This window comes from Plantactinospora sp. WMMB782 (assembly GCF_049179135.1).
Classification (GTDB): Bacteria; Actinomycetota; Actinomycetes; order Mycobacteriales; family Micromonosporaceae; genus Plantactinospora.
Map to the genome: position 1 here is coordinate 1,031,303 of NZ_JBMHMC010000007.1, position 19,717 is coordinate 1,051,019.

A 19,717-nucleotide genomic window follows, 5' to 3' on the forward strand; every position below is an offset into this window, starting at 1 on the left:
CGACGATGACGAACGTACGGCAGCGGGTCGCCGAATCCGCCCGCGAGGAGGAACGGGACGACGCGGCGGCACTGCCGGAGCTGGCCGACGCGGGGTGGATGCACCACGGTGCCGCGTTCGCCGAGACGAGCTTCTGGGCGGTCGCCAGGCAACTGCCGGCGCTGGTCCGCGAGGCGGTGGTGCTGGCCTGGCGGGTGAGCCGGACGGACACGCTGGCCGCGATCGGCCTGAACGTCGTCGCCGGCACCATGATCACGTTCGGGTTGCTCGCCACCAGCACCGTACTGCGGGAACTCTTCGCCTCCGGGCCGACCCCGGACCGGGTCCGCTCGGCGGCGCCCAGCCTGGTGGTGGCGGCCCTGGCGGTGATGGCCAAGGGCGGCCTGACCATCGCGGCCGGCTGGGCCCAGGCCCGGCTCGCCCCGCAGATCAACTACCGGGTCGAGCTGCGGCTCTTCGAGGCGACCACCTCGGTCGACCTGGCCGCCTTCGACGACGCCGGTTTCGCCGAGGAGATGGACCGGGCCCGGGACCGGGGCATGGCCGAGGCGGCGTCGATCGTCGACGACACGGTCAACCTGATCACCGGGCTGGTCGGGGTGGTCGCCACCGCCGCCGCCGTCACGGTGATCCAGCCACTGCTGCTGCCCTGCCTGCTGGTCGCGGCGGTGCCGTCGGCGGTCACCGCGGTCCGGATCGCCCGCCGGGAGTACGTCGCGCTGCTGGCCCGGATCACCCGGCGGCGCCGGATGTGGATGCTCGCCACCCTGATGGCGAACCGGCACACCGCGGTCGAGGTGCGGACGTACCAGATGCGGGGGTTCCTGCTCGGCGAGTACCGCCGGGTGATGAGGATGGAGACCCGGGCCCAGCTCCGGCTGGTCCGGTCGCAGACGGCGACCCGGGTCGGCGGCGGTTCGGTTGCCGGGCTGGCCACCTTCGCGGTCTACGCCGTCCTCGGCTGGCTGCTGCTGGCCGGTGTGGTGCCGCTGGCCGCCGCCGCGACGGCACTGCTGGCGCTCCAGGCCGCCCGGACCAGCCTGGGCAACACCATCCACGCCACGAACGCGCTGTACGAGGACGCCCTCTACTACCGGGACTTCCTGACCTTCCTGGAGCGGGCCGACGGGCGTACCCGCGGCGGCGGCGGGGCGGAGGTGACCGGATTCGAGGAGATCGAGGTCGACGAGGTGAGCCTGCACTACCCGGACACCGAGAAGCCGGCGGTGGACCGGGTCAGCCTGACCGTACGCCGGGGTGAGGTGATCGCCCTGGTCGGCGAGAACGGCTCCGGCAAGACCACCCTGGCCAAGCTGCTCGCCGGGCTCTACCGGCCGACCGGCGGGACGATCCGCTGGGACGGCGTGCCGACCGGTGCCCTCGACCCGGGCAGCGTCGCCGCCCAGGTGGCGGTACTGAGCCAGGACTGGTGGAAGTTCCCGTTCACGGCCCGGCAGAACATCACGATCGGCCGGCACGACCGGGCCGAGGAGGCCGGGCCGTCCGTGGTGGAGGCGGCGCGGGCGGCCTCCGCGCACGAGATGGTCAGCGGGCTGCCGCACGGCTACGACACGCTGCTCGACCGCGGTTTCCGGGACGGCCACGACCTCTCCGGCGGCCAGTGGCAGCGGTTGGTGGCGGCCCGGGGGCTCTACCGGGACGGCCGGCTGCTGATCTGCGACGAGCCGTCGGCCGCGCTGGACGCCCGGGCCGAGCACGCGCTCTTCCAGCAGTTCCGCCGGCACCCGGGCCGGACCGTCGTGTTGATCACGCACCGGCTGGCGAACGTGCGGCACGCCGACCGGATCTACGTGATGCGGGACGGTCGGCTGGTGGAGCAGGGCGACCACGACCAACTGATGGCGGCCGGCGGCCTGTACCGCGAACTCTTCGACCTCCAGGCCAGCGGCTACGCCGAACGGTCCGGCGGATAGCTCAGGGATGTGACACGTGCGTCGCCGCCGGCGCTATTCCCAGCAGCCGGCTGGGGTGCGGCGTGCGCCCGGTGCCCCCAGCCACCGAGCCACACCCCAGCCGGCCCCGACGCCCGTGTCGCTACTACCGGGGCGGCAGCGCGTCGCGCCGCTCCTCGACCCGGCGGTACTCGGTCGGCTCGGTCGTCCTGACCTCGCGGTACTCGGTCGGCTCGGCGGTGGTGGTCACCGCGCGACGCCGGTTGCCCCAGATCACCGTGGTCATGATCAGGCCGAGTACGCCCGCCGCCATCAGGATCCAGCCGACCACGTCCAGGTTCAGGCCGCCGACGCTGATGTCTAGCGCGAAGGTGAGGATCGCACCGAGCGCGATCAGGAAGATGCTGGTGCCGATTCCCATGACATGCCTCCTCGTGGGGGATTCTTGGCTGTCATCGGAGTTGCTACCCAGTCGCCGCTCCGGCGAATCGTCAGGAAGAACGATCGGGCACCGGAGGCGAGCCGGTCGGCCCGGACTACCAGCGCCACCGCCGGGGCGCCCACACCCGCCGACCGCCCCACAGTGCCGTGCCCGCCTGCCGGGCCAGCCGGCCGACCAGCGGCGCGACCAGCCAGAGCAGCACCACCGCGTACCCGCCGAGCGCCACCCGCTGCATCCCGGTCAACGGCGGCGAGTCCACCAGCGGATACCACAGCGGACTGAACTCGGGCGTGAAGTGGCAGAGCGACTCCAGGTAGTAGTTGTTGTCGTAGCAGGTCCACGGCCAGAGCTGCCCGTACACCAGGCTGTTGGCGGCACCCCAGACCGACAGCGGTACGGCGACCAGGGTGGCCAGGTTCGCCCACGGTCCCGCCTCGACAGCCCCCAGCCGTACGGCGAGCGCCAGGCTGGCCGGCCAGATGGCGAACAGGAAGAACCTCGGTCCCCAGTAGAGGCCGCCGTACCAGCCCCACCAGGGGGCGTAGACCAGCACCAGGCCGGCCACGAAGACCAGCCAGCACAGCCAGGACCCGACCACGCCACGGCCGGCCTGCGCCGCCAGCGCCCGCCGGGCCGGCAGGAACAGCCCCGGGGTGAACCAGAGCAGTCCCTTGCCGAACGAGAAGAGGATCGCCACCAGCCCGAGCAGTAGCGGATAGGAGAAACCCGGCTCGCCCGAGTACGGCATCACGGTCCGGCCGCCGCCGTGGCTCGCGTACTCCCCGTGCAGCGGATCACCGAAGCGCAGCCACGCCTCACCGGCGATCAGCGCGGCGGCGGCCAGTGGCACCAGCAGGTAGCGCAGTCGCCGGCGCCGCAGGCAGAGCAGCACGACGACCAGCCCGAGTGCCAACCCCGAGGCGGGCGTGTTGGCCACCCCGAGCACCACCGCGGCCCAGCCGGCGAGCCGGGTGGACCGGGCCGTCCCCGGCAGCGTCGCGGCGAGCAGCCCGACCCCGACGGTGACCGCCGTGAACACCTCGCCGTAGAAGTCCTGGAGGTGTACCGCGATCATGCTGCCGGCGATCAGGACCAGCAGGAACCGCCGGAGCAGCCGGGGGTCCATCCGGTCGCGCAGCAGCAGGTGGAGCGCCATCAGCGCGAACCCGAAGAGCAGCAGGTTGTACTGGGCCAGCACCCGCTGCGGGTCGCCGTACCACCGGCCGACCATCCACAGCGGACTCGCGAAGACCGGGCCGATCAGCGAGTACGCCATCTCCGGCATCTGCCGTTGCTCCAGCAACTGGAGCAACGCCTGGTACCGGGCCAGCCCGTCGCCCATCATCGGCGGCCGGGGATAGACCGCCAGCAGCGCCATCCCGGCCCAGACGAGGACCCAGTCCACCACCGCCGCGAGCCTGCCACCGGACCCCGCCGCCGGCCCGGACTCCCCGGGCTTCCCCGACTCCCCGGGCTTCCCGGACTCGCCGGACTCCTCTGCGTCCTCCGGCTCCCCCGACTCCCCGCGCCCACCAGGCCCACCGGGCCCAACAGGCTCACCGGGCCCAACAGGCTCACCGGGCCCAACAGGCTCACGGGGCCCAACAGGCTCACGGGGCCCAACAGGCTCACCGGGCCGCCCGGCGTCCGCAGACGCGGCCCGCTCACCGGGCCGCCCGGCGTCACCAGGCACCGCCCGCTCTCCCGACTCCGCCCGCACCTCGCCGGTCGCCGGCGCGTCCATCGGCAGTCTCCTCCACACTCACCCGTGGTCGAGCCGGAACTCCGGCCACAGGCAGTGTGTCAAACATCGACCCACAGTCCTATAGGCAACCGTGGATGCCAGCGGGACCGTGGGTCGACGAACGGGAAGAAGCGGGCGCCGGCCGGTCCGGGATCAGCCCGCCGGCCGGTCCAGGATCAGGTCGCGGGCGCGGGCGTACTGCTCGCGGATGGCCGGCACGGCACTGCCGGCGTACTCCCGCGACTCACCGGCCGACCACACGGGCGGTTCGGCCCCGCCCTGGGCGACCCAGGCGGCCTGCCGGGCGGCACCGTCGGCGACGTACTCCCCCGGCTCCGGAACCAGCACCGGGCAGCCGAAGACCTCCGGCGCGATCCGGCGTACCGCCTCGGAGCGGGCACCGCCGCCGACCAGGATGATCCGGTTCGCGGTCGCCCCCTGCGCGAGCAGTGCGTCCAGCCCGTCCGCCAGCGCACAGAGCATTCCCTCCACGGCCGCCCGGGCCAGGTGCCCCGGTGTCGACGTCCGCAGGGTGAGCCCGTGCACCGCTCCGGTCGCCAGCGGCCGGTTCGGCGTCCGCTCGCCCTCCAGGTAGGGGACCATCACCAGCCCGTCCGCCCCGGCCGGGGCACCCAGCGCCAGTTTGGCCAGTTCGTCCAGGCCGACGCCGAGCATCGCCGCCGCCGCGTCCAGCACCCGGGCCGCGTTCAGGGTGCAGACCAGCGGCAGGTACCGCCCGGTCGCGTCCGCGAAGCCGGCCACCGTACCCGACGGATCCGCCGCCGGGGTGTCCGCGACGCTGAAGACCGTCCCCGACGTACCGATCGAGACGACCACGTCGCCCGCGACGGCGCCGACGCCGAACGCGGCGGCCGCGTTGTCCCCGGTCCCCGGTCCCAGCGGGGCACCGCCCGGCAGCCGCCCGGCCACCTCTGCCGGCCCCAGCACCGCCGGCAGCACCGGTACCCGCCCGAACGCCCGCTCCAGCAGGTCCGGCCGGTACTCGCCGGTCGACGGCGACCAGTATCCGGTCCCGCTCGCGTCCCCCCGGTCGGTGCGCAGCGCGTCCAGTCCGGTCGCGCCGCCGAGCCGCCAGGTCAGCCAGTCGTGCGGCAGGCAGACCGCGGCCACCCGGGCCGCGTTCTCCGGCTCGTGCCGGGCCAGCCAGCGCAGCTTCGTGACGGTGAAGCTCGCCACCGGCACACTGCCGACCGCCTCCGCCCAGGCCCGCCCGCCGACCTCGCCGCCGCCCAGCTCGTCGACCAGGTCGCGGGCCGCCCCGGCCGACCGGGTGTCGTTCCAGAGCAGCGCCGGCCGGACGACCTCGCCGGCCTCGTCGAGGCAGACCATCCCGTGCTGCTGCCCGGCGACGGCCGCCGCCGTCACGTCGTCGAGGCCGCCGGCCCCGGCGATCGCCTGCTGCAACGCCTCCCACCAGGCCCGGGGGTCGACCTCGGTCCCGTCCGGGTGCGTCGCCCGGCCACTGCGGACCAGGGCGCCGGTCTCGGCGTCCCGGATCACCACCTTGCACGACTGGGTCGACGAGTCGACCCCGGCAACGAGCGCCATCCCACGCCCTCCTTCTGGACTCACGTCTTCGGGCTCACGTCTTCGGGCTCAGCAAACGGTATGACCGCGCACCTGCCCGCGCGGCCCTACCAGGTCAGGGGTCGGGGGCCGGATCGCCCGCGTCGGGATCAAGCCTGACCGCCCAGAGCGGGCGATCCGGCCCCCCACCCCCCACGTAGGGCGAGCGCCGACGCACCCCGCCCAACGGCGGACGCCGCGCGCCCCACCAGGAGCGAACGCTCCACCGAAAGCGAACCTCCCCACCGGGAGCGGACGCCAGCGCCCCCAACGAAGGGCGAGTGTCAGCGCGCCCCGAGCAGATGCTCCACCGCGAGCTGGTTCAACCGCACGAACCCGAACCCACGCGCCGCCACCGCGTCCACGTCCAGCTCCTCGAACGCACTCCGGTCCGCCAGCAGCTCCGTGTACGACTCGCCGGGGTTCAGCGTCGGCGTCGACAGCTCCGTCACCTTGCTGGCCGCCAGCGCCTCCTGCACCTCCGGGTCGGCCCGGAACGCCGCCGCCCGCTCCTTCAGCAGCAGGTACGTCCGCATGTTCGCCGCCGCCGACGCCCACACCCCGGTGTAGTCCTCGGTGCGCGACGGCTTGTAGTCGAAGTGCCGGGGGCCCTCGTACGCCGGCCCGCCCTGCGGCCCGCCGTTCTCCAGCAGGTCCACCAGCGCGAACGCGTTCAGCAGGTCGCCGTGGCCGAAGACGAGATCCTGGTCGTACTTGATCCCGCGCTGCCCGTTCAGGTCGATGTGGAACAGCTTGCCGGCCCAGAGCGCCTGGGCGATCCCGTGCATGAAGTTGAGCCCGGCCATCTGCTCGTGCCCGACCTCGGGGTTCAGCCCGACCAGCTCCGGGTGCTCCAGCTCGTTGATGAAGGCGAGCGCGTGCCCGACCGTCGGCAGCAGGATGTCGCCGCGCGGCTCGTTCGGCTTCGGCTCGATCGCGAACTTCAGCCCGTAACCCCGGTCGACGACGTACTGGCCGAGCAGGTTGACCGCCTCGCGGTAGCGGTCCAGCGCCGCCCGGATGTCCTTGGCGTGGTCGTATTCCGAGCCTTCCCGGCCGCCCCACATCACGAAGGTGTGCGCGCCCAGCTCGGCGGCGAGGTCGATGTTGCGCAGCACCTTGCGCAGCGCGAAGCGGCGGACGTCGCGGTCGTTGCTGGTGAAGCCGCCGTCCTTGAAGATCGGGTGACTGAAGAGGTTGGTGGTGACCATCGGCACGACCAGGCCGGTCTCGGCGAGTGCCTTGCGGAAGCGCGCGATGTGCTGCTCCCGGGCGGCGTCGTCGGAGCCGAACGGGATCAGGTCGTCGTCGTGGAAGGTGATGCCGTACGCCCCCAGCTCGGCGAGCCGGTTGACCGCCTCGACCGGGTCCAGGGCCTCCCGGCTGGCCTCCCCGAACGGATCCCGGGCGGTCCAGCCCACGGTCCAGAGACCGAACGAGAACTTGTCGGCAGGGGTTGGTTGGGCTGCCATGGCTGACCTCCAGGGAACCGACTCGACGTTGAGGTGGACGGCGGGCGTGAAACCCGGGGTTGACAACCCGGCAACCCCGCCGATTTGTTTATCGGTTGAATTATTTGGCTGCGGTATGGCATTGTCAATACCGTGGCGCAACCCGCGGCGGTACCGGTCGGCGCGGCGGTGACCGCCGTCCGGCAGGCGAGCCTGCGCGAACACAACCTGGCCCTGGTGCTCCGGCAGATCGCCACCGCGGCCCGCCCGCCGTCCCGGGCCGACCTGGCCGGGGCCACCGGCCTGACCCGGGCCACCGTCTCCGCGCTTGTCGACGACCTGATCAACGGACGGCTGCTCACCGAGGTCGCCCCGGCACCCCGGTCCGGCGCCGGTCGGCCCGCGGTCGGCCTCACGCTCGCCGGGCACGGACCGGCCGGCCTCGGCCTGGAGATCAACGTCGACTACCTGGCCGCCGTCCTGGTCGACCTCGCCGGGGCGGTACGGCACCGCGCGGTGCGCCTGGTCGACCTGCGGCCGGTGCCCCCCGCCGAGGCCCTGGCCCTGGCCGGCGAGTTGATCACCGAGGCGGCAGCCGAGGCGGAGCGGCAGGACCTGACCCTGGCCGGTACGGCGCTCGCGGTGCCCGGCCTGGTCACCGCCGCCGGGCTGGTCCGGCTCGCCCCGAACCTCGGCTGGCGGGACGTCGACGTGCCGGCGCTGCTCGGTGGGCATCCGGCGCTCGGCGGGGGCGGCCTGGGGGTGGACAACGAGGCGAACCTCGCCGCCCTCGGCGAACTGCACGCCGGCCCGCCCGAGGGCGGCAACTTCATCTACATCTCCGGCGAGGTCGGAATCGGTGCCGGGATCGTGCTGCACGGCACCCTGTTCCGGGGCGCCCGGGGCTGGAGCGGCGAGCTCGGTCACGTGCCCGTACATCCGGAGGGCCGGCCGTGCCGGTGCGGTGGCCGGGGCTGCCTGGAGCAGTACGCCGGCCAGGAGGCGATCCTGGCCGCCGCCCGGCTGACCGTACCGACCTCCGTGGGGCTCGAAACGCCGCTCGGGCGGTCGGCGGTCCCGACCCCCGGCGCCACGGTCGCCCGGCTGGTGGAGGCCGCCGCCAGGGAGGACCCGGCCACCCAGCGAGCGCTTGTCGAGGCGGCGACCGCGCTCGGGGTCGCCGTCGCCGGGGTGATCAACCTGCTGGACGTGGACACGGTGGTGCTCGGCGGCGTCTACGCACCACTCGCCCGCTGGCTGGCCCCGCCGGTGGAGGCCGAGATCCGCCGACGGGTGCTGACCGCCGCCTGGTCGCCGGTGACCGTCCGGGCCGCCCTGCTCGGCGGGGACGCGGCCGCGCTCGGTGCCGCCGGCTCGGTCGTCCGTACCGTGCTGGAGCACCCGGCCCGCTGGCTCGGCCGCGCCAGCCGCTAGCCGAACCCCATCCCGGCCGCCAGCCGAGCCGCGACGGCCGCCGGCCGAGCCCTGCGCCAGCCGCCAGCCTGTCCCAGCCCACTCCCGGCCGCCAGCCGAGCCCGCGCCAGCCGCCGACCGAGTCCACCCGAGGCCCGCCAGCACCGGTGGCACCTGCCCGACCGGCCGCTCGCTGCCGGTCTCCGCGCCGCCGGGGTGGCCAGCGACCGGCACCATGGGATCGGCCACGGCGGAAGAGGCGACCGCGGCGACGGTATGGGAAGCCGCTCGCTATTGTTGCCCCCAGACAACTATTCCCATGATCAACAATTGAGCCTTCTCCGGCCCGGGGAAGGCACGGGAACGCGCCGCTACTTTCCGCTGCGGTCAGGGCCGACCGCAGGGGAAGGTGGAAGGAGGTTCGTTCCGTGACGACAGGAGTGCCAGCGCCGATGCGCACTGCTCGACGACCCGGCCGGAGGTCTCCGGGCCTCCCCGCCGTCCGGTGGGAGGATGCCGGACGGCGACCGGCGGCGACGTCGCCAGCCCGGCCGACGGAGCCGGCTCGCTCAGGCCGGCCGACGGAGCCGGCTCGCTCCGCCCAGCCGACGGGACCGGCTCGCTCAGGCCGACCGTTCGGTCGGCTGCACCTCGGCCCGGAACGCCCGGTCGAACTCGACGAGCCCACGCAGCAGCGCCTGCCGGCCCGCGGGGCTCATCCGGCCGAGCGTCTCGGCCAGCCGTTCCCGCCGGTCGTCGCGGATCTCGACGAGCAGCTTCTGGCTGATCGTGGTGAGATGCAGGGAGATCTCCCGGCGATCCGACCGGCCCGGCTCACGTTCGAGCAGCCCGGCCGCGACCAGCCGGTCGCAGAGCCGGCTGGCCGAGGAGAGCAGCATGCCGAGGATCCCGGCCAACCCCCGGAGGTTGATCCCGTCGAACTGCTCGACCACCATCAGGGCCCGCAACTGAGAGCTGGACAGCCGCCCGCTGGTCCGCTCCCGGGCGACGTCCCAGACCGACAGCAGCGCCGCCGCGGCGGTGTCCACCGCCGTGGCGAGGGTCGGATCCGGTCCGCCGGGACCGCCGGGGTCTGCCATGGTGATCCTGACACTACCGCCGTCACGGGGCCGGCCGCATCGGCGCACGCCCGGACAGCCCCGCCAAATCGTCCGGAACGGTACGCCGACCCGGCCCTTCGCCCGGTAGGTCGCAGATGACGGACCGATTGGTCGACATCCGCCGCACCCTGGCCGAGGCTCCCGCAGATCTCGTCCTGGAACGGCTCGGCACGGAGCTGGCCAACTGCTACGGCACGACGGAGACGGAACTGCTCCAGGTCGACTACCGGCTGGCCGCCCTGGTGCCGCTGCACGGCGGTGATCCGGTGGTCGGAGCCGGCAGCCCGGCCTGGCAGTGCTTCGACCACCAGAGCGAGGTACTCCAGGACGAGGTGCTCTACCTGCCGGTCACGGTACGCGGCGAGCGGATCGGCGTACTCCGGCTCAGTCCGGCGCCGGAGGAACCCGACCGGCGCGAGGAGCTGGCGCAGGCGGCCACCGCGCTGGCGCACGAGCTGGTGGCGGTACGGGCCGGCACCGACAAGTACGCGGTCGGCGCCCGGACCCGCCGACTGACCCTGGCCGCCGAGATGCAGTGGGAGCTGCTGCCCGGCCGGAGCCGGATCCGTCCCTCGTTCAGCCTCGCCGGCCAGCTCGAACCGGCGTACGCGGTGCGCGGCGACAGCTTCGACTGGGCCGACGACAGCCGGCGCCTCTGGCTCTGCACCGTCAACGGCATGGGCGACGGGGTGAGCGCCTCCATGCTCACCTGCCTCGGCACCAACGCGCTGCGCAACGCCCGCCGGGCCGGCCTCGAACTCGCCGACCAGGCGGCCCTGGCCGACCAGGCGATCTACGCCTACCACCAGGGCATCCAGCACCTCTCCGCGCTGCTGCTCGAGCTGGACCTGCACACCGGGACGGTGGAGGCGGTGGACGCCGGTTCGCCCCGGCTGCTGGTGCTGCGCGAGGGCGAGGTGGTCGAGCAGCCGCTGGACGACCAGTTCCCGCTCGGCATGTTCGACGGCACCATCTACCAGTCACAGCACTTCCAGCTCAGCCGCGGCGACCGGCTCTTCGTGGTCAGTGACGGCGTCCTCGACGCCACCTCCCGGACCGCCCGGTACGGCGAGACCGCCCTGCACCGGGCCGTCCGGCGGACCAGGTCGATGGCGCCGCTGGAGGCGGTCCGGTCGCTGCTCGGCGACGTGCGGGCGTTCGTCGGCAGCGACCTGGTGGACGACGCCGTGGTGGTCTGCCTGGACTGGCACGGGTCCTGACCCGTGCCTCCCCGGGGGCGGGGGGTGCCGGACCCGGGGGTCAGTACGCACCCCGGGTCCGGACCACCGCCCCGAAGGTCTTCCACAGGATCGTCAGGTCGGCCGCGAGTGACCAGTTCTCCACGTAGTAGAGATCGAGCCGGATGCCGTCCTCCCAGCTCAGGTCGGATCTGCCGCTGACCTGCCAGAGGCCCGTCATGCCCGGCTTCACCAGCAGCCGGCGGGCGACGTCGCCGTCGTAGCGGGCCACCTCGGACGGCAGCGGCGGGCGCGGCCCGACCAGGCTCATGTGCCCGAACAGCACGTTGGCGAGCTGCGGCAACTCGTCCAGGGACCACTTGCGCAGGAACCGGCCGACCCGGGTGACCCGGGGATCCGCCCGCATCTTGAACAGCAGGCCGTCGGTCTCGTTCCGGCTGGCCAGCTCGGCCAGCAGCGCGTCCGCGTTCGCCACCATGGTGCGGAACTTGTAGACCCCGAACTCCCGGCCGCCCTGGCCGACCCGGACCTGCCGGAAGATCACCGGCCCCGTGCTGTCCAGCTTGACGGCGAGGGCGAGCACGGCGAGCAGCGGCAGCGCTACGGTCAGCGCGGCGGCGGCCAGCGCCCGGTCCACGAAGGACTTGACGATCTTCCGGGCGCCCCGGAACTCGGGCGCCTCGACGTGGATCAGCGGCAGTCCGGCGACCGGCTGGGTGTGTATCCGGGGCCCGGCGACGTCGGTGAGCGCCGGGGCCAGCACCAGGTCGATCCCGGTGCCCTCCAGTTGCCAGCCGAGTCGGCGCAGCCTGGTGGCGGTCAGCTCGTTGCAGGCGGTCACCGCCACCGTGTCGGCGTTCATCGCCGCGGCGGCGTCGAGGATCGCCCGGAACGAGCCGAGCACCGGCACGTCGCCGAGGCGCTGCGGCACCGGGGCGAGCAGCGCGTCCGGGATGCAGGCACCGACCACCTGGTAACCGGCGTACGGCTCGCGGCGCAGCGTGTGCACCAGTTCGAGTACGTGCGCGGTGTCGCCGACCGCGAGTACCCGTCGGGACCAGCCGGCGCCCCGGGACCGGGACCGGTGCAGTCGTTTCCGGGCGGCGAACCGGGCGGCCACCAGTCCGACGGTGCCGACCGCGAACGAGATGCCGAGGAAGCCCCGGGAGACACCGACATCGGCGAGGTAGCCGGTGATCGCCACCCCTCCGGCGAGCCGCAGACTGGCCGAGCTGACCCGGCGGTACTCGTCGGCGCCGTAGCCGAGCACCCGGTGGTCGTAACAGCGCAGTGCCTTCAGCGAGACCAGCCAGGCGAGCACCAGGGCCGGGCCGACGATCACGTACGGGATGTCGGAGCCGCGCGGCTCGTCACCGCCGAACCGGGCGAAGTAGCCGCCGATGACCGCCAGCACCAGGATGACGGTGTCCAGCACCAGCAGGGTCCGGATGTAGTCGCGCTGGCGCGTCCGGGACGAGGACGCCGACGCACCCGAGGTCGGTTCCGGAGGCATCGTGGCGGGGCTCAGCAGTGTCGCCGACGTCACCGGCCCTCCTCGCTCCAGGGGGCGCCCCGTCAGCCGCCCGCTCCCTGCCGGAGCGGCCCGGAGCCACCTCGACATCTTCACCTGACGAGCCTGTTACCGAGAGCTTCCGACAGATTACTGTCATTTGTTTGCGTCGCCGGTGATCAGGCTGCTCAGTTCCGCGTCGTGGCGTGGCGCGGCGTGGCGGCGCGGCGGCCGGGCCGCCGCGCCGGGCGGGTGTAACCCGGTGGCCGGGCAGCGCGACGCCCGCCGTACCGGCACGGGTGGCTGGTACGACGGGCGTCGGTGTCGCGGGCTCGCGGTCCGGCGGGCCGGGGCGCGGAGCAGCCGGGGTCAGCGGGGCGGAGCCTCCCGGCGGGCGGCGATCGCCTGCAGGAAGATGTCGCCGATCTTCGCCGGGTCCTCGGTGACGAAGGCGGCTCCGCCGGTCACCTTGGGGATGGAGTCCAGCTCGGCCTTGCTGACCTCGGCACTGATGCCGATGATGATCACCTGCACCGGACGGTCGGGGTCGCTGATCCGCTTCAGCTCGGCGAGCAGGGCCGCCTGGCTGATCCCGTTGGCGTCCTCGTTCTTGCCGTCGGTGAGCATCACCACCGAGTTGACCCGGCCGGGCTGCCAGTCGTCCTGCACGGCCTTGTAGCCGGCGAGGATCGTGTCGAAGAGGCCGGTGTCGCCGAGCTTCTTCGGGGTGATTGTGGCGAGCTTGGCCTCCAGCTCCTCCCGCTGCGCCGACATCGGGCCGATCGGCACCAGCGAACGGTAGTCCCGGGAGCCGCTCAGCTCGGTGGAGAAGACCCAGAGACCGAGCGCCCAGGAGTCGTCGAAGAGCGCCAGGCCACGCCGGGCCGCCTCCAGGGTCACCTGCATCCGGGTGGCGTTGTTGGCGGTGGGCACCTTCCGGGACATCGAGCCGGAGATGTCGATGATCGCCAGCATCCGGCCGGACTGGGTGGCCACGGCCCAGCTGGAGAGCACCCGCTCGATCGTCGCGCCGTCACCGCCGCCGGCCGTGCCGCCCGGGTTCGGCGCCGCGGTGGTCGGCGGCGGCTGGGTGCCGGCCGGGCTCGGCGCACCCCGGGGCGGCGCGAAGCCGTCGGCCCAGGTGCCGTCCGGGGCCCGCAGCCCCTGCCCGGCCAGCCGGCCCCGGAAGGCACCGGAGTCGAGCGCGGCGAAGAGCTTCTCGGCGGCCGCCGCCCTGGCCGGCTCGATGCCCGGCATCACCGCGTACGGGTAGTCGAGCGAGAGCGGTGCCGGCTCCAGGTAGAGGGCGGCGAGCGGCACCGGCGGCTTCTTGGCGTTGAACTCGATGACGTCGACTTCGGAGAGCGCCGCGGCGCCGAGGCCGCGGGCGAGGGACGTCGGGTCGGTCGCCCGGGGGAACCTGGCGATCAACTCCTCGCGGACCGCCGAGACGCCGGTGGCCAGGGCGCGCAGCGCGGCAGTGGTCTTCTGCTGGGCCTGTGCTCCCGAGGTCTGGGCGGCGGTGGCCAGCGAGACCAGGCCGGCCAGCCCGGCCGCGTCCCGGCTCGGCTCGACGAGACCGGTCTTGAGCTGGGTGCCGGTGGTGATCCTGCCGAGCAGGTCCTTCCAGCCGAGCTTCTTCTCCGGCCAGCCGACGGTGGTGGCGAGCGGCTCCGGCATGGCCACCACCACGGGGCTGCGGGCGACCGAGGCGTTGTTCTGCGGCGCGAACGCGGGAGCCTGCTGCCGCAGCCGCAGCAGCCAGGTGGAGGAGTCGGGCAGCCAGACGTTGGGGAGTACGGCGCTGCCGCTGGGCTGTCCGACCCCGGACAGCGACACGCCGTGCTGCCCGGCGACGGCCGCGGCGACGTCCACGGACTCGCTGGCGGTGACCTCGACGGCGACGCAGAGACCGTCGACCTCGGTCTGGTCGGCACTCATGGCGTCGGCGGTCTTCTGGATGGCCGGAGCGATCTCCGGCGCCGCGGCGACGGTGAGCTTCAGCTCGCCGGAGCAGTCCGAGCCTGCCCACTGCTGATAGCCATACCACCCTCCAACCGCGACAAGGACGAGCGCCATCGCGCTCGCGACGGCACCCGCCCCTCGGATACTTCTACGCATGCGATGGCGGCCAGGCACCTGACCATCTTGAGGGCTTCTGCGAAGTCGTGCCAGGGGCGAACGGCCGAATGTTACCGAGGCAGCAAAGACTTTCGGAACTTCGTTCACCTTGGGTAGCCGGGCGGCCCCGCAACGTCGATAGAACCGCCCAACGGGGCGGCATCAGTGCACCACCCGGCAAAAAAGATCTTATGGATATTTATCGAAGAATTAAGGTTGGTCGCCGAGCACGCACGTCGGACTCGGCACCGGGACCCGGGCCGGCGGGGCCGCCGGGAGGCCGGTGTCCGGGTCCACCGGAAAGACCGCGACGGTGTCGGCCCGTTCGTCGGCGACGTAGAGGTGCCCGCCGAGCAGCGCCAGATGCCGGGGCCAGTCCCCGACGCCGGATACCTCCGCCAGCCAGCGCGGCGCCGCTGCGTCGAGCGCGAAGACCGCGACAGTGCCGACGCCCCGGTTGGCCAGGTAGAGGAACCGGCCGTCGGGCCCGACCGCGATCTCCGAGGGCTGGACGTGGCCGGAGCGCCGGCTCGCACCGACCCGGCCCCGCTCGACCAGCCGGCCGGCCCCGTCGACGTCGTAGGCGGTGACCGAGGCGTCCAGCTCACCGGCGAGGTAGCAGCGGCGGCCGTCCGGGTGCCGGGCCAGGTGCCGGGGACCGGTGCCGGGACGGGTCGGGAACCGGTCGGTGGCCCGCAGCCGCCCGTCCGGCTCGCGCTGGTAGCGGTACAGCGAGTCGGTGCCGAGGTCGACCGCGAACAGCCCGCCGCCGTCCGGGTCGGGCGAGACCATGTGCGCGTGCGGCCCGTCCTGACGGTCCGGCACGGGCCCGCGCCCGTCGTGCGCGGCCAGGTCGGCCCGGTCACCCGGCGCCCCGGTCGGGTCCAACGGGAGTACGGCGACACTGCCGCTGCCGTAGTTGGCCGCGTAGAGGAACTCCCCGCCCGGGTCGACGGCCAGGTGGCACGGGTCGGCGCCACCGGTGGACCGGACCCCGAGCGGGGTCAGTGCGCCGTCGGGGTGGACCGTCCAGGCGCTGACGGTGCCGTCGGGCAGCTCGTTGACGGCGTAGAGCACGGGCAGCCGGGGATGCCGGGCCAGGAACGACGGCGACGGCGTCTCCGCCACCACGCCGAGTACGTCCAGCCATCCGCTGCCGGGGTCCCGACGGGCGGCCACGATGCCCGTACCGCGTCCTCCGCTCTGCCCGGTGTAGCAGCCGACGTAGACGATCCCGGCGCCGCCCGACATGCCCGCTCCGTTTCCCGGCCGACCACCCGGTCGCGCCGCTCCGGCCCGATCCAACCAGAGCCGGCCCCGGTCGGCCCGCCGATCGCTCCAGCCGCCCCGTCGACCGACCCGACCGGAGCCGGCCAGCCCGGCGATCTTCCGGCCCCGCCCACCGTTCCTATAGGATCTTCGATCGTGAACGGCCTGCTCCGACCGGCTCGCCGGACCACCCTCGCCGACGGCGTCTACGAGTCGGTGCGGGCCCTGGTGATGGAGCACGCGGTGGCCCCCGGCGAGCGGATCAACATCGACGCGCTGGCCCGGCGGCTGGAGGTGTCGCCGACGCCGGTCCGCGAGGCGCTGGCCCGGCTGGAGTCCGACGGGCTGGTCCGGAAACGCCCGCTGGCCGGCTACACCGCCGCGCCACTGCTCAGCCGGGCCGAGTTCGACGAGCTGGTGGAGATGCGGCTGATCCTGGAGACCGCCGCGGCCCGCCGGGTGGCCGAACGGTTCGCCGTGCCGACCGCCGCCGCCGGCCCCGGCCCCGGCCCCGGCCCCGGAAATGCTGGTGGCGGTGCCGGCGAGCTGGCCGGGGCGCCCGACGAGTCGGCCGAGTTGCCCCGCGAGGTGGAGCTGGCCAGGTCGCCCCGCGAGGCGGAGCTGGCAGAGTTGCGCCGCGAGGCGGAGTTGCCGGACCAGGTGCCCGGGGCCGAGGGCTTCGCGGCGATCGCCGCGTTCACCGCCCAGGACGCCCGCTTCCACCACCTGCTCGCCGAACGCTCCGGCAACCGGATGCTGCACGCGGCAGTGGTCCGGCTCCGCGCCCACCTGCACCTGTTCCGGCTGCACTTCCCCACCGCGCACTACCGCACCAGCGGCCGGGAGCACCTGCGGATCGTCGACGCGATCGGCACCGGTGAGCCGGACGCCGCCGGTGCCGCCGTCCGCGACCACCTGCTCGCCGCCGCCGACCGGCACCTGCCGTTCTTCGAAGGACCCCGATGCGGATAGCCCTCTTCGTCACCTGCGTCAACGACCTGGTCTACCCGGCCACCGGCCGGGCCGTGGTACGCGTACTGGAGCGGCTCGGGCACACCGTCGAGTTCCCGCTCGCCCAGTCCTGCTGCGGGCAGATGCACGCCAACAGCGGCTACCGGGCCGAGGCGCTGCCCCTGGTCCGCGGCTTTGTCGACACCTTCGCCGGGTACCAGGCCGTGGTGGCTCCGTCCGGCTCCTGCGTGGCGATGGTGCGGGAGTCGTACCCCCGGCTCGCCGCGGCCGACCCGGACCTCGCGGCGGCGGTCGCCGAACTCGCGCCCCGGGTCCACGAACTCTCCGAGCTGCTTGTCGACGTGCTCGGGGTGACCGACGTCGGTGCCTCCTTCCCGCACCGGGTCACCTACCACCCGACCTGCCACGGCCTGCGGATGCTGCGGCTGGGCGACCGGCCGCAGCGGCTGCTGCGCGCGGTACGCGGGCTGGAGCTGGTGGCGCTGCCCGGCGCCGAGGAGTGCTGCGGCTTCGGCGGCACCTTCGCGGTGAAGAACGCCGACGTCTCCGCCGCGATGCTCACCGACAAGTGCGCGGCGGTCCGCGACACCGGGGCCGCCTACCTGGCGGCGGCGGACAACTCCTGCCTGGCGCACATCGACGGCGGCCTGTCCCGGCACGCTAATCCGACCCCGGACGCGCCCCGCGCCATCCACTACGCCGAAATCCTCGCGACCACCGAGGAGCGGCCGTGAGCACGGGTAGCGGGAACATCGTCGCGCCGTTGCCGTTTCCGACGGCGGCCCGGCGCGAACTGGCCGACGGGCAGCTCCGGGCCAACCTGCGCCGGGCCACCCACACCATCCGGGACAAGCGGCTGCGGATGGTCGGCGAGGTGCCGGACTGGGCGGCACTGCGCCACTCCGGGGCGGCGATCAAGGACGACGTCCTGGCCCGCCTGCCGGAGCTGCTGGAACAGTTCGAGGCCGCCGCCACCGCTGCCGGAGCCACCGTGCACTGGGCCCGGGACGCGACCGAGGCGTGCGCGGTGGTCACCGAGCTGGTCCGGCGGACGGGCAGCACCGAGGTGGTCAAGGTCAAGTCGATGGCCACCCAGGAGATCGGGCTGAACGAGGCGCTCGCCGAGGCCGGCATCGCGGCGGTGGAGACCGACCTGGCCGAGTTGATCGTGCAGCTCGCCGACGACACCCCGTCGCACATCCTGGTCCCCGCGATCCACTACAACCGGCGGCAGATCCGGGACATCTTCGCCAGCCGGATGCCCGGGGTCGACCTCGACGCGCTCACCGACGACCCGCCCGCACTCGCCGAGGCGGCCCGCCGGCACCTGCGGGCGAAGTTCCTCAGCGCCCGGGTGGCGATCTCCGGCGCCAACTTCGCGGTCGCCGAGACCGGCACCCTGGTGGTGGTGGAGTCCGAGGGAAACGGCCGGATGTGCCTGACCCTGCCCGAGACGCTGATCTCGGTGGTGGGGGTGGAGAAGCTACTGCCGACCTTCCGCGACCTGGAGGTCTTCCTGCAACTGCTGCCCCGCTCCTCCACCGGTGAACGGATGAACCCGTACACCTCGATGTGGACCGGGGTCACCCCGGGAGACGGGCCGGGCGCCGTACACGTCGTACTCGTCGACAACGGGCGTACCGCGACGCTCGCCGATCCGGTGGGCCGGCAGGCGCTGCGCTGCATCCGCTGCTCCGCCTGCCTGAACGTCTGCCCGGTCTACGAGCGGGTCGGCGGGCACGCGTACGGATCGGTCTATCCGGGGCCGATCGGCGCCATCCTGTCCCCGCAGCTGACCGGCCCGGAGGCGGGGGCGAACCGCAGCCTGCCGTACGCCTCGACGCTCTGCGGCGCCTGTTTCGACGCCTGCCCGGTCCGGATCGACATCCCGGAGGTGCTGGTGCACCTGCGACAGCGGGGCGTGGACGCGCGCCGGGGCCGACCGTCGGCGGAGCGTACCGCGATGCGGGCACTGGCCTGGGCCATGCGCGACCGGCGCCGGTACGCCGCCGCGCTCCGGGCCGCCCGCCGGGGTGCCGCCCCGCTGCGGCTGGTCGCCGGCACCCGCGGTCGGGTACGCCGGCTGCCGTGGCCGCTGTCGGCCTGGACGGACAGCCGGGACGCCCCGCTGCCGGCCCCACAGACGTTCCGGGACTGGTGGGCCGGTCGGGACGCCGGCACCGACAACGGCAACACGGGCGACGGAAGGACGGGCGACGGAAGGACGGGCGGCGGAAGGACCGGGGGCGACCGTGACTAGTTCGGCTCGGCAGGAGATTCTGGCCCGGATCCGGGCCGCCCGGCCCGACGGACCGGTACGGGTCCCCCGGGACTACCACACCGCCCCGGTCCCCGCGCCCCACCCGCCGACCCCGGACGGCCCGGACACGACAGCGCCGGAGACCGTCGACGCCCCGACGGAGGTCCCCCCGGACGGGAACCTGATCGATCTGCTGGTCGACCGCCTGCTCGACTACCGGGCCACGGTACGCCGCTGCGGGCCACGGGAGCTGCCCGAGGCGCTGGCGGAACTGCTCGGCGAGGTGCCGACCGTGGTGCTACCCGGACCGGCACCGGAGCGGTGGCTTTCGGCGTACCTCGGACGGGTGCGCCGGGACGGCGACCCGGGCCCGCTGACGGTGGCCGAACTCGACGCGCCGGGCGTCGCCGTGGTCACCGGCTGCGCGGTGGCGGTCGCGCAGACCGGCACGCTGCTGCTGGACGGCGGCCCGGACCAGGGGCGCCGGCTGCTCAGCCTGGTCCCCGACCACCACCTCTGCGTGGTGAGGGCGTCCCAGGTCGTCGGCGGGGTGCCGGAGGCGCTCGCCCGGCTCGCCGACCCGACCCGACCGATCACCCTGGTCTCCGGGCCGTCGGCGACAAGCGACATCGAACTCGACCGGGTGGAGGGGGTGCACGGGCCACGCCGGCTGGACGTGCTGGTGGTCACCGGCTGACCGGGCCAGCCGGGACGC

General features: G+C 73.8%; 15 protein-coding genes. 7 read left to right on the top strand and 8 right to left on the bottom strand.

The genetic code is table 11. The features are described from left to right. Positions 1-5 precede the first annotated feature (5 nt). On the top strand, positions 6-1,934 hold the full coding sequence (locus ACN28A_RS06635) for an ABC transporter ATP-binding protein (protein WP_421393356.1): 1,929 nt from the start codon (positions 6-8) through the stop codon (positions 1,932-1,934). Positions 1,935-2,058: 124 nt separating this feature from the next. Here the strand turns inward: ACN28A_RS06635 and ACN28A_RS06640 are convergent, their stop codons facing one another. From ACN28A_RS06640 to xylA, 4 genes are all read right to left on the bottom strand, one after another. After that, positions 2,059-2,334: a DUF6458 family protein gene (locus ACN28A_RS06640; RefSeq protein ID WP_421393358.1), complete on the bottom strand. Its 276-nt coding sequence runs from the start codon at positions 2,332-2,334 to the stop codon at positions 2,059-2,061. Between the two features lie 115 nt (positions 2,335-2,449). Beyond that, positions 2,450-3,763: a hypothetical protein gene (locus ACN28A_RS06645; RefSeq protein ID WP_421393359.1), complete on the bottom strand. Its 1,314-nt coding sequence runs from the start codon at positions 3,761-3,763 to the stop codon at positions 2,450-2,452. A 489-nt stretch (positions 3,764-4,252) separates the two neighbouring features. Next, a complete protein-coding gene (gene xylB / locus ACN28A_RS06650) occupies positions 4,253-5,668 on the bottom strand; it encodes a xylulokinase (protein ID WP_421393360.1) in 1,416 nt (471 codons plus the stop codon). Positions 5,669-5,970: 302 nt separating this feature from the next. Further along, on the bottom strand, positions 5,971-7,158 hold the full coding sequence (gene xylA / locus ACN28A_RS06655; RefSeq protein ID WP_421393361.1) for a xylose isomerase: 1,188 nt from the start codon (positions 7,156-7,158) through the stop codon (positions 5,971-5,973). Between the two features lie 132 nt (positions 7,159-7,290). Here xylA and ACN28A_RS06660 point away from each other — a divergent pair, with 132 nt between their 5' ends. Beyond that, positions 7,291-8,571, top strand: coding sequence for an ROK family protein (locus ACN28A_RS06660; RefSeq protein ID WP_421393363.1), 1,281 nt, complete (start codon positions 7,291-7,293; stop codon positions 8,569-8,571). Positions 8,572-9,173: 602 nt separating this feature from the next. On the opposite strand, the gene ACN28A_RS06665 is transcribed toward ACN28A_RS06660, so the two are convergent. Next, positions 9,174-9,650 carry a MarR family winged helix-turn-helix transcriptional regulator gene (locus ACN28A_RS06665; protein WP_421393364.1) on the bottom strand — a complete coding sequence of 159 codons (477 nt, stop codon included), beginning with the start codon at positions 9,648-9,650 and terminating at the stop codon, positions 9,174-9,176. Between the two features lie 116 nt (positions 9,651-9,766). Between ACN28A_RS06665 and ACN28A_RS06670 the strand changes: the two genes are divergently transcribed. Then, positions 9,767-10,891: a PP2C family protein-serine/threonine phosphatase gene (locus tag ACN28A_RS06670; protein WP_421393366.1), complete on the top strand. Its 1,125-nt coding sequence runs from the start codon at positions 9,767-9,769 to the stop codon at positions 10,889-10,891. Between the two features lie 40 nt (positions 10,892-10,931). Here the strand turns inward: ACN28A_RS06670 and ACN28A_RS06675 are convergent, their stop codons facing one another. The 3 genes from ACN28A_RS06675 to ACN28A_RS06685 all read right to left on the bottom strand — a co-directional run bounded on the left by ACN28A_RS06675 (position 10,932) and on the right by ACN28A_RS06685 (position 15,752). After that, the gene (locus tag ACN28A_RS06675; protein ID WP_421393368.1) at positions 10,932-12,416 is read right to left on the bottom strand and encodes a sugar transferase; all 1,485 of its coding nucleotides are present in this window, start codon (positions 12,414-12,416) and stop codon (positions 10,932-10,934) included. A 333-nt stretch (positions 12,417-12,749) separates the two neighbouring features. Beyond that, positions 12,750-14,501 (bottom strand): VWA domain-containing protein, encoded by a 1,752-nt coding sequence (locus tag ACN28A_RS06680; RefSeq protein ID WP_421393369.1) that lies wholly within the window; start codon positions 14,499-14,501, stop codon positions 12,750-12,752. Between the two features lie 210 nt (positions 14,502-14,711). After that, positions 14,712-15,752, bottom strand: a complete 1,041-nt coding sequence (locus ACN28A_RS06685) for a lactonase family protein (RefSeq protein ID WP_421393371.1) — start codon at positions 15,750-15,752, stop codon at positions 14,712-14,714. Positions 15,753-15,926: 174 nt separating this feature from the next. On the opposite strand from ACN28A_RS06685, the gene ACN28A_RS06690 reads away from it, so the two are divergent. Genes ACN28A_RS06690 through ACN28A_RS06705 form a run of 4 tightly spaced genes read left to right on the top strand, consistent with a single transcriptional unit; the run spans position 15,927 to position 19,699 of the window. Then, on the top strand, positions 15,927-16,742 hold the full coding sequence (locus ACN28A_RS06690) for a GntR family transcriptional regulator (RefSeq protein ID WP_421393372.1): 816 nt from the start codon (positions 15,927-15,929) through the stop codon (positions 16,740-16,742). Then, complete coding sequence (locus ACN28A_RS06695) at positions 16,733-17,476, top strand: (Fe-S)-binding protein (RefSeq protein ID WP_421393374.1); 744 nt, start codon at positions 16,733-16,735, stop codon at positions 17,474-17,476. Before ACN28A_RS06690 ends, ACN28A_RS06695 begins: the two co-directional genes overlap by 10 nt. Next, entirely contained in the window at positions 17,473-19,002 is a 1,530-nt protein-coding gene (locus tag ACN28A_RS06700) for a lactate utilization protein B (RefSeq protein WP_421393375.1), read from the top strand. The genes ACN28A_RS06695 and ACN28A_RS06700 overlap by 4 nt, the downstream gene beginning before the upstream one ends. Then, positions 18,995-19,699, top strand: a complete 705-nt coding sequence (locus ACN28A_RS06705) for a LutC/YkgG family protein (protein WP_421393377.1) — start codon at positions 18,995-18,997, stop codon at positions 19,697-19,699. Before ACN28A_RS06700 ends, ACN28A_RS06705 begins: the two co-directional genes overlap by 8 nt. The last annotated feature ends 18 nt before the right edge of the window (positions 19,700-19,717 follow it).

Excerpts from the sequence above, each read along its gene's own strand:
- ACN28A_RS06635 (WP_421393356.1), top strand. The coding sequence starts at position 6 with ATGACGAACGTACGGCAGCGGGTCGCCGAATCCGCCCGCGAGGAGGAA.
- ACN28A_RS06640 (WP_421393358.1), bottom strand. The coding sequence starts at position 2,334 with ATGGGAATCGGCACCAGCATCTTCCTGATCGCGCTCGGTGCGATCCTC.
- xylB (WP_421393360.1), bottom strand. The coding sequence starts at position 5,668 with ATGGCGCTCGTTGCCGGGGTCGACTCGTCGACCCAGTCGTGCAAGGTG.
- xylA (WP_421393361.1), bottom strand. The coding sequence starts at position 7,158 with ATGGCAGCCCAACCAACCCCTGCCGACAAGTTCTCGTTCGGTCTCTGG.
- ACN28A_RS06665 (WP_421393364.1), bottom strand. The coding sequence starts at position 9,650 with ATGGCAGACCCCGGCGGTCCCGGCGGACCGGATCCGACCCTCGCCACG.
- ACN28A_RS06670 (WP_421393366.1), top strand. The coding sequence starts at position 9,767 with ATGACGGACCGATTGGTCGACATCCGCCGCACCCTGGCCGAGGCTCCC.
- ACN28A_RS06680 (WP_421393369.1), bottom strand. The coding sequence starts at position 14,501 with ATGCGTAGAAGTATCCGAGGGGCGGGTGCCGTCGCGAGCGCGATGGCG.
- ACN28A_RS06685 (WP_421393371.1), bottom strand. The coding sequence starts at position 15,752 with ATGTCGGGCGGCGCCGGGATCGTCTACGTCGGCTGCTACACCGGGCAG.
- ACN28A_RS06695 (WP_421393374.1), top strand. The coding sequence starts at position 16,733 with ATGCGGATAGCCCTCTTCGTCACCTGCGTCAACGACCTGGTCTACCCG.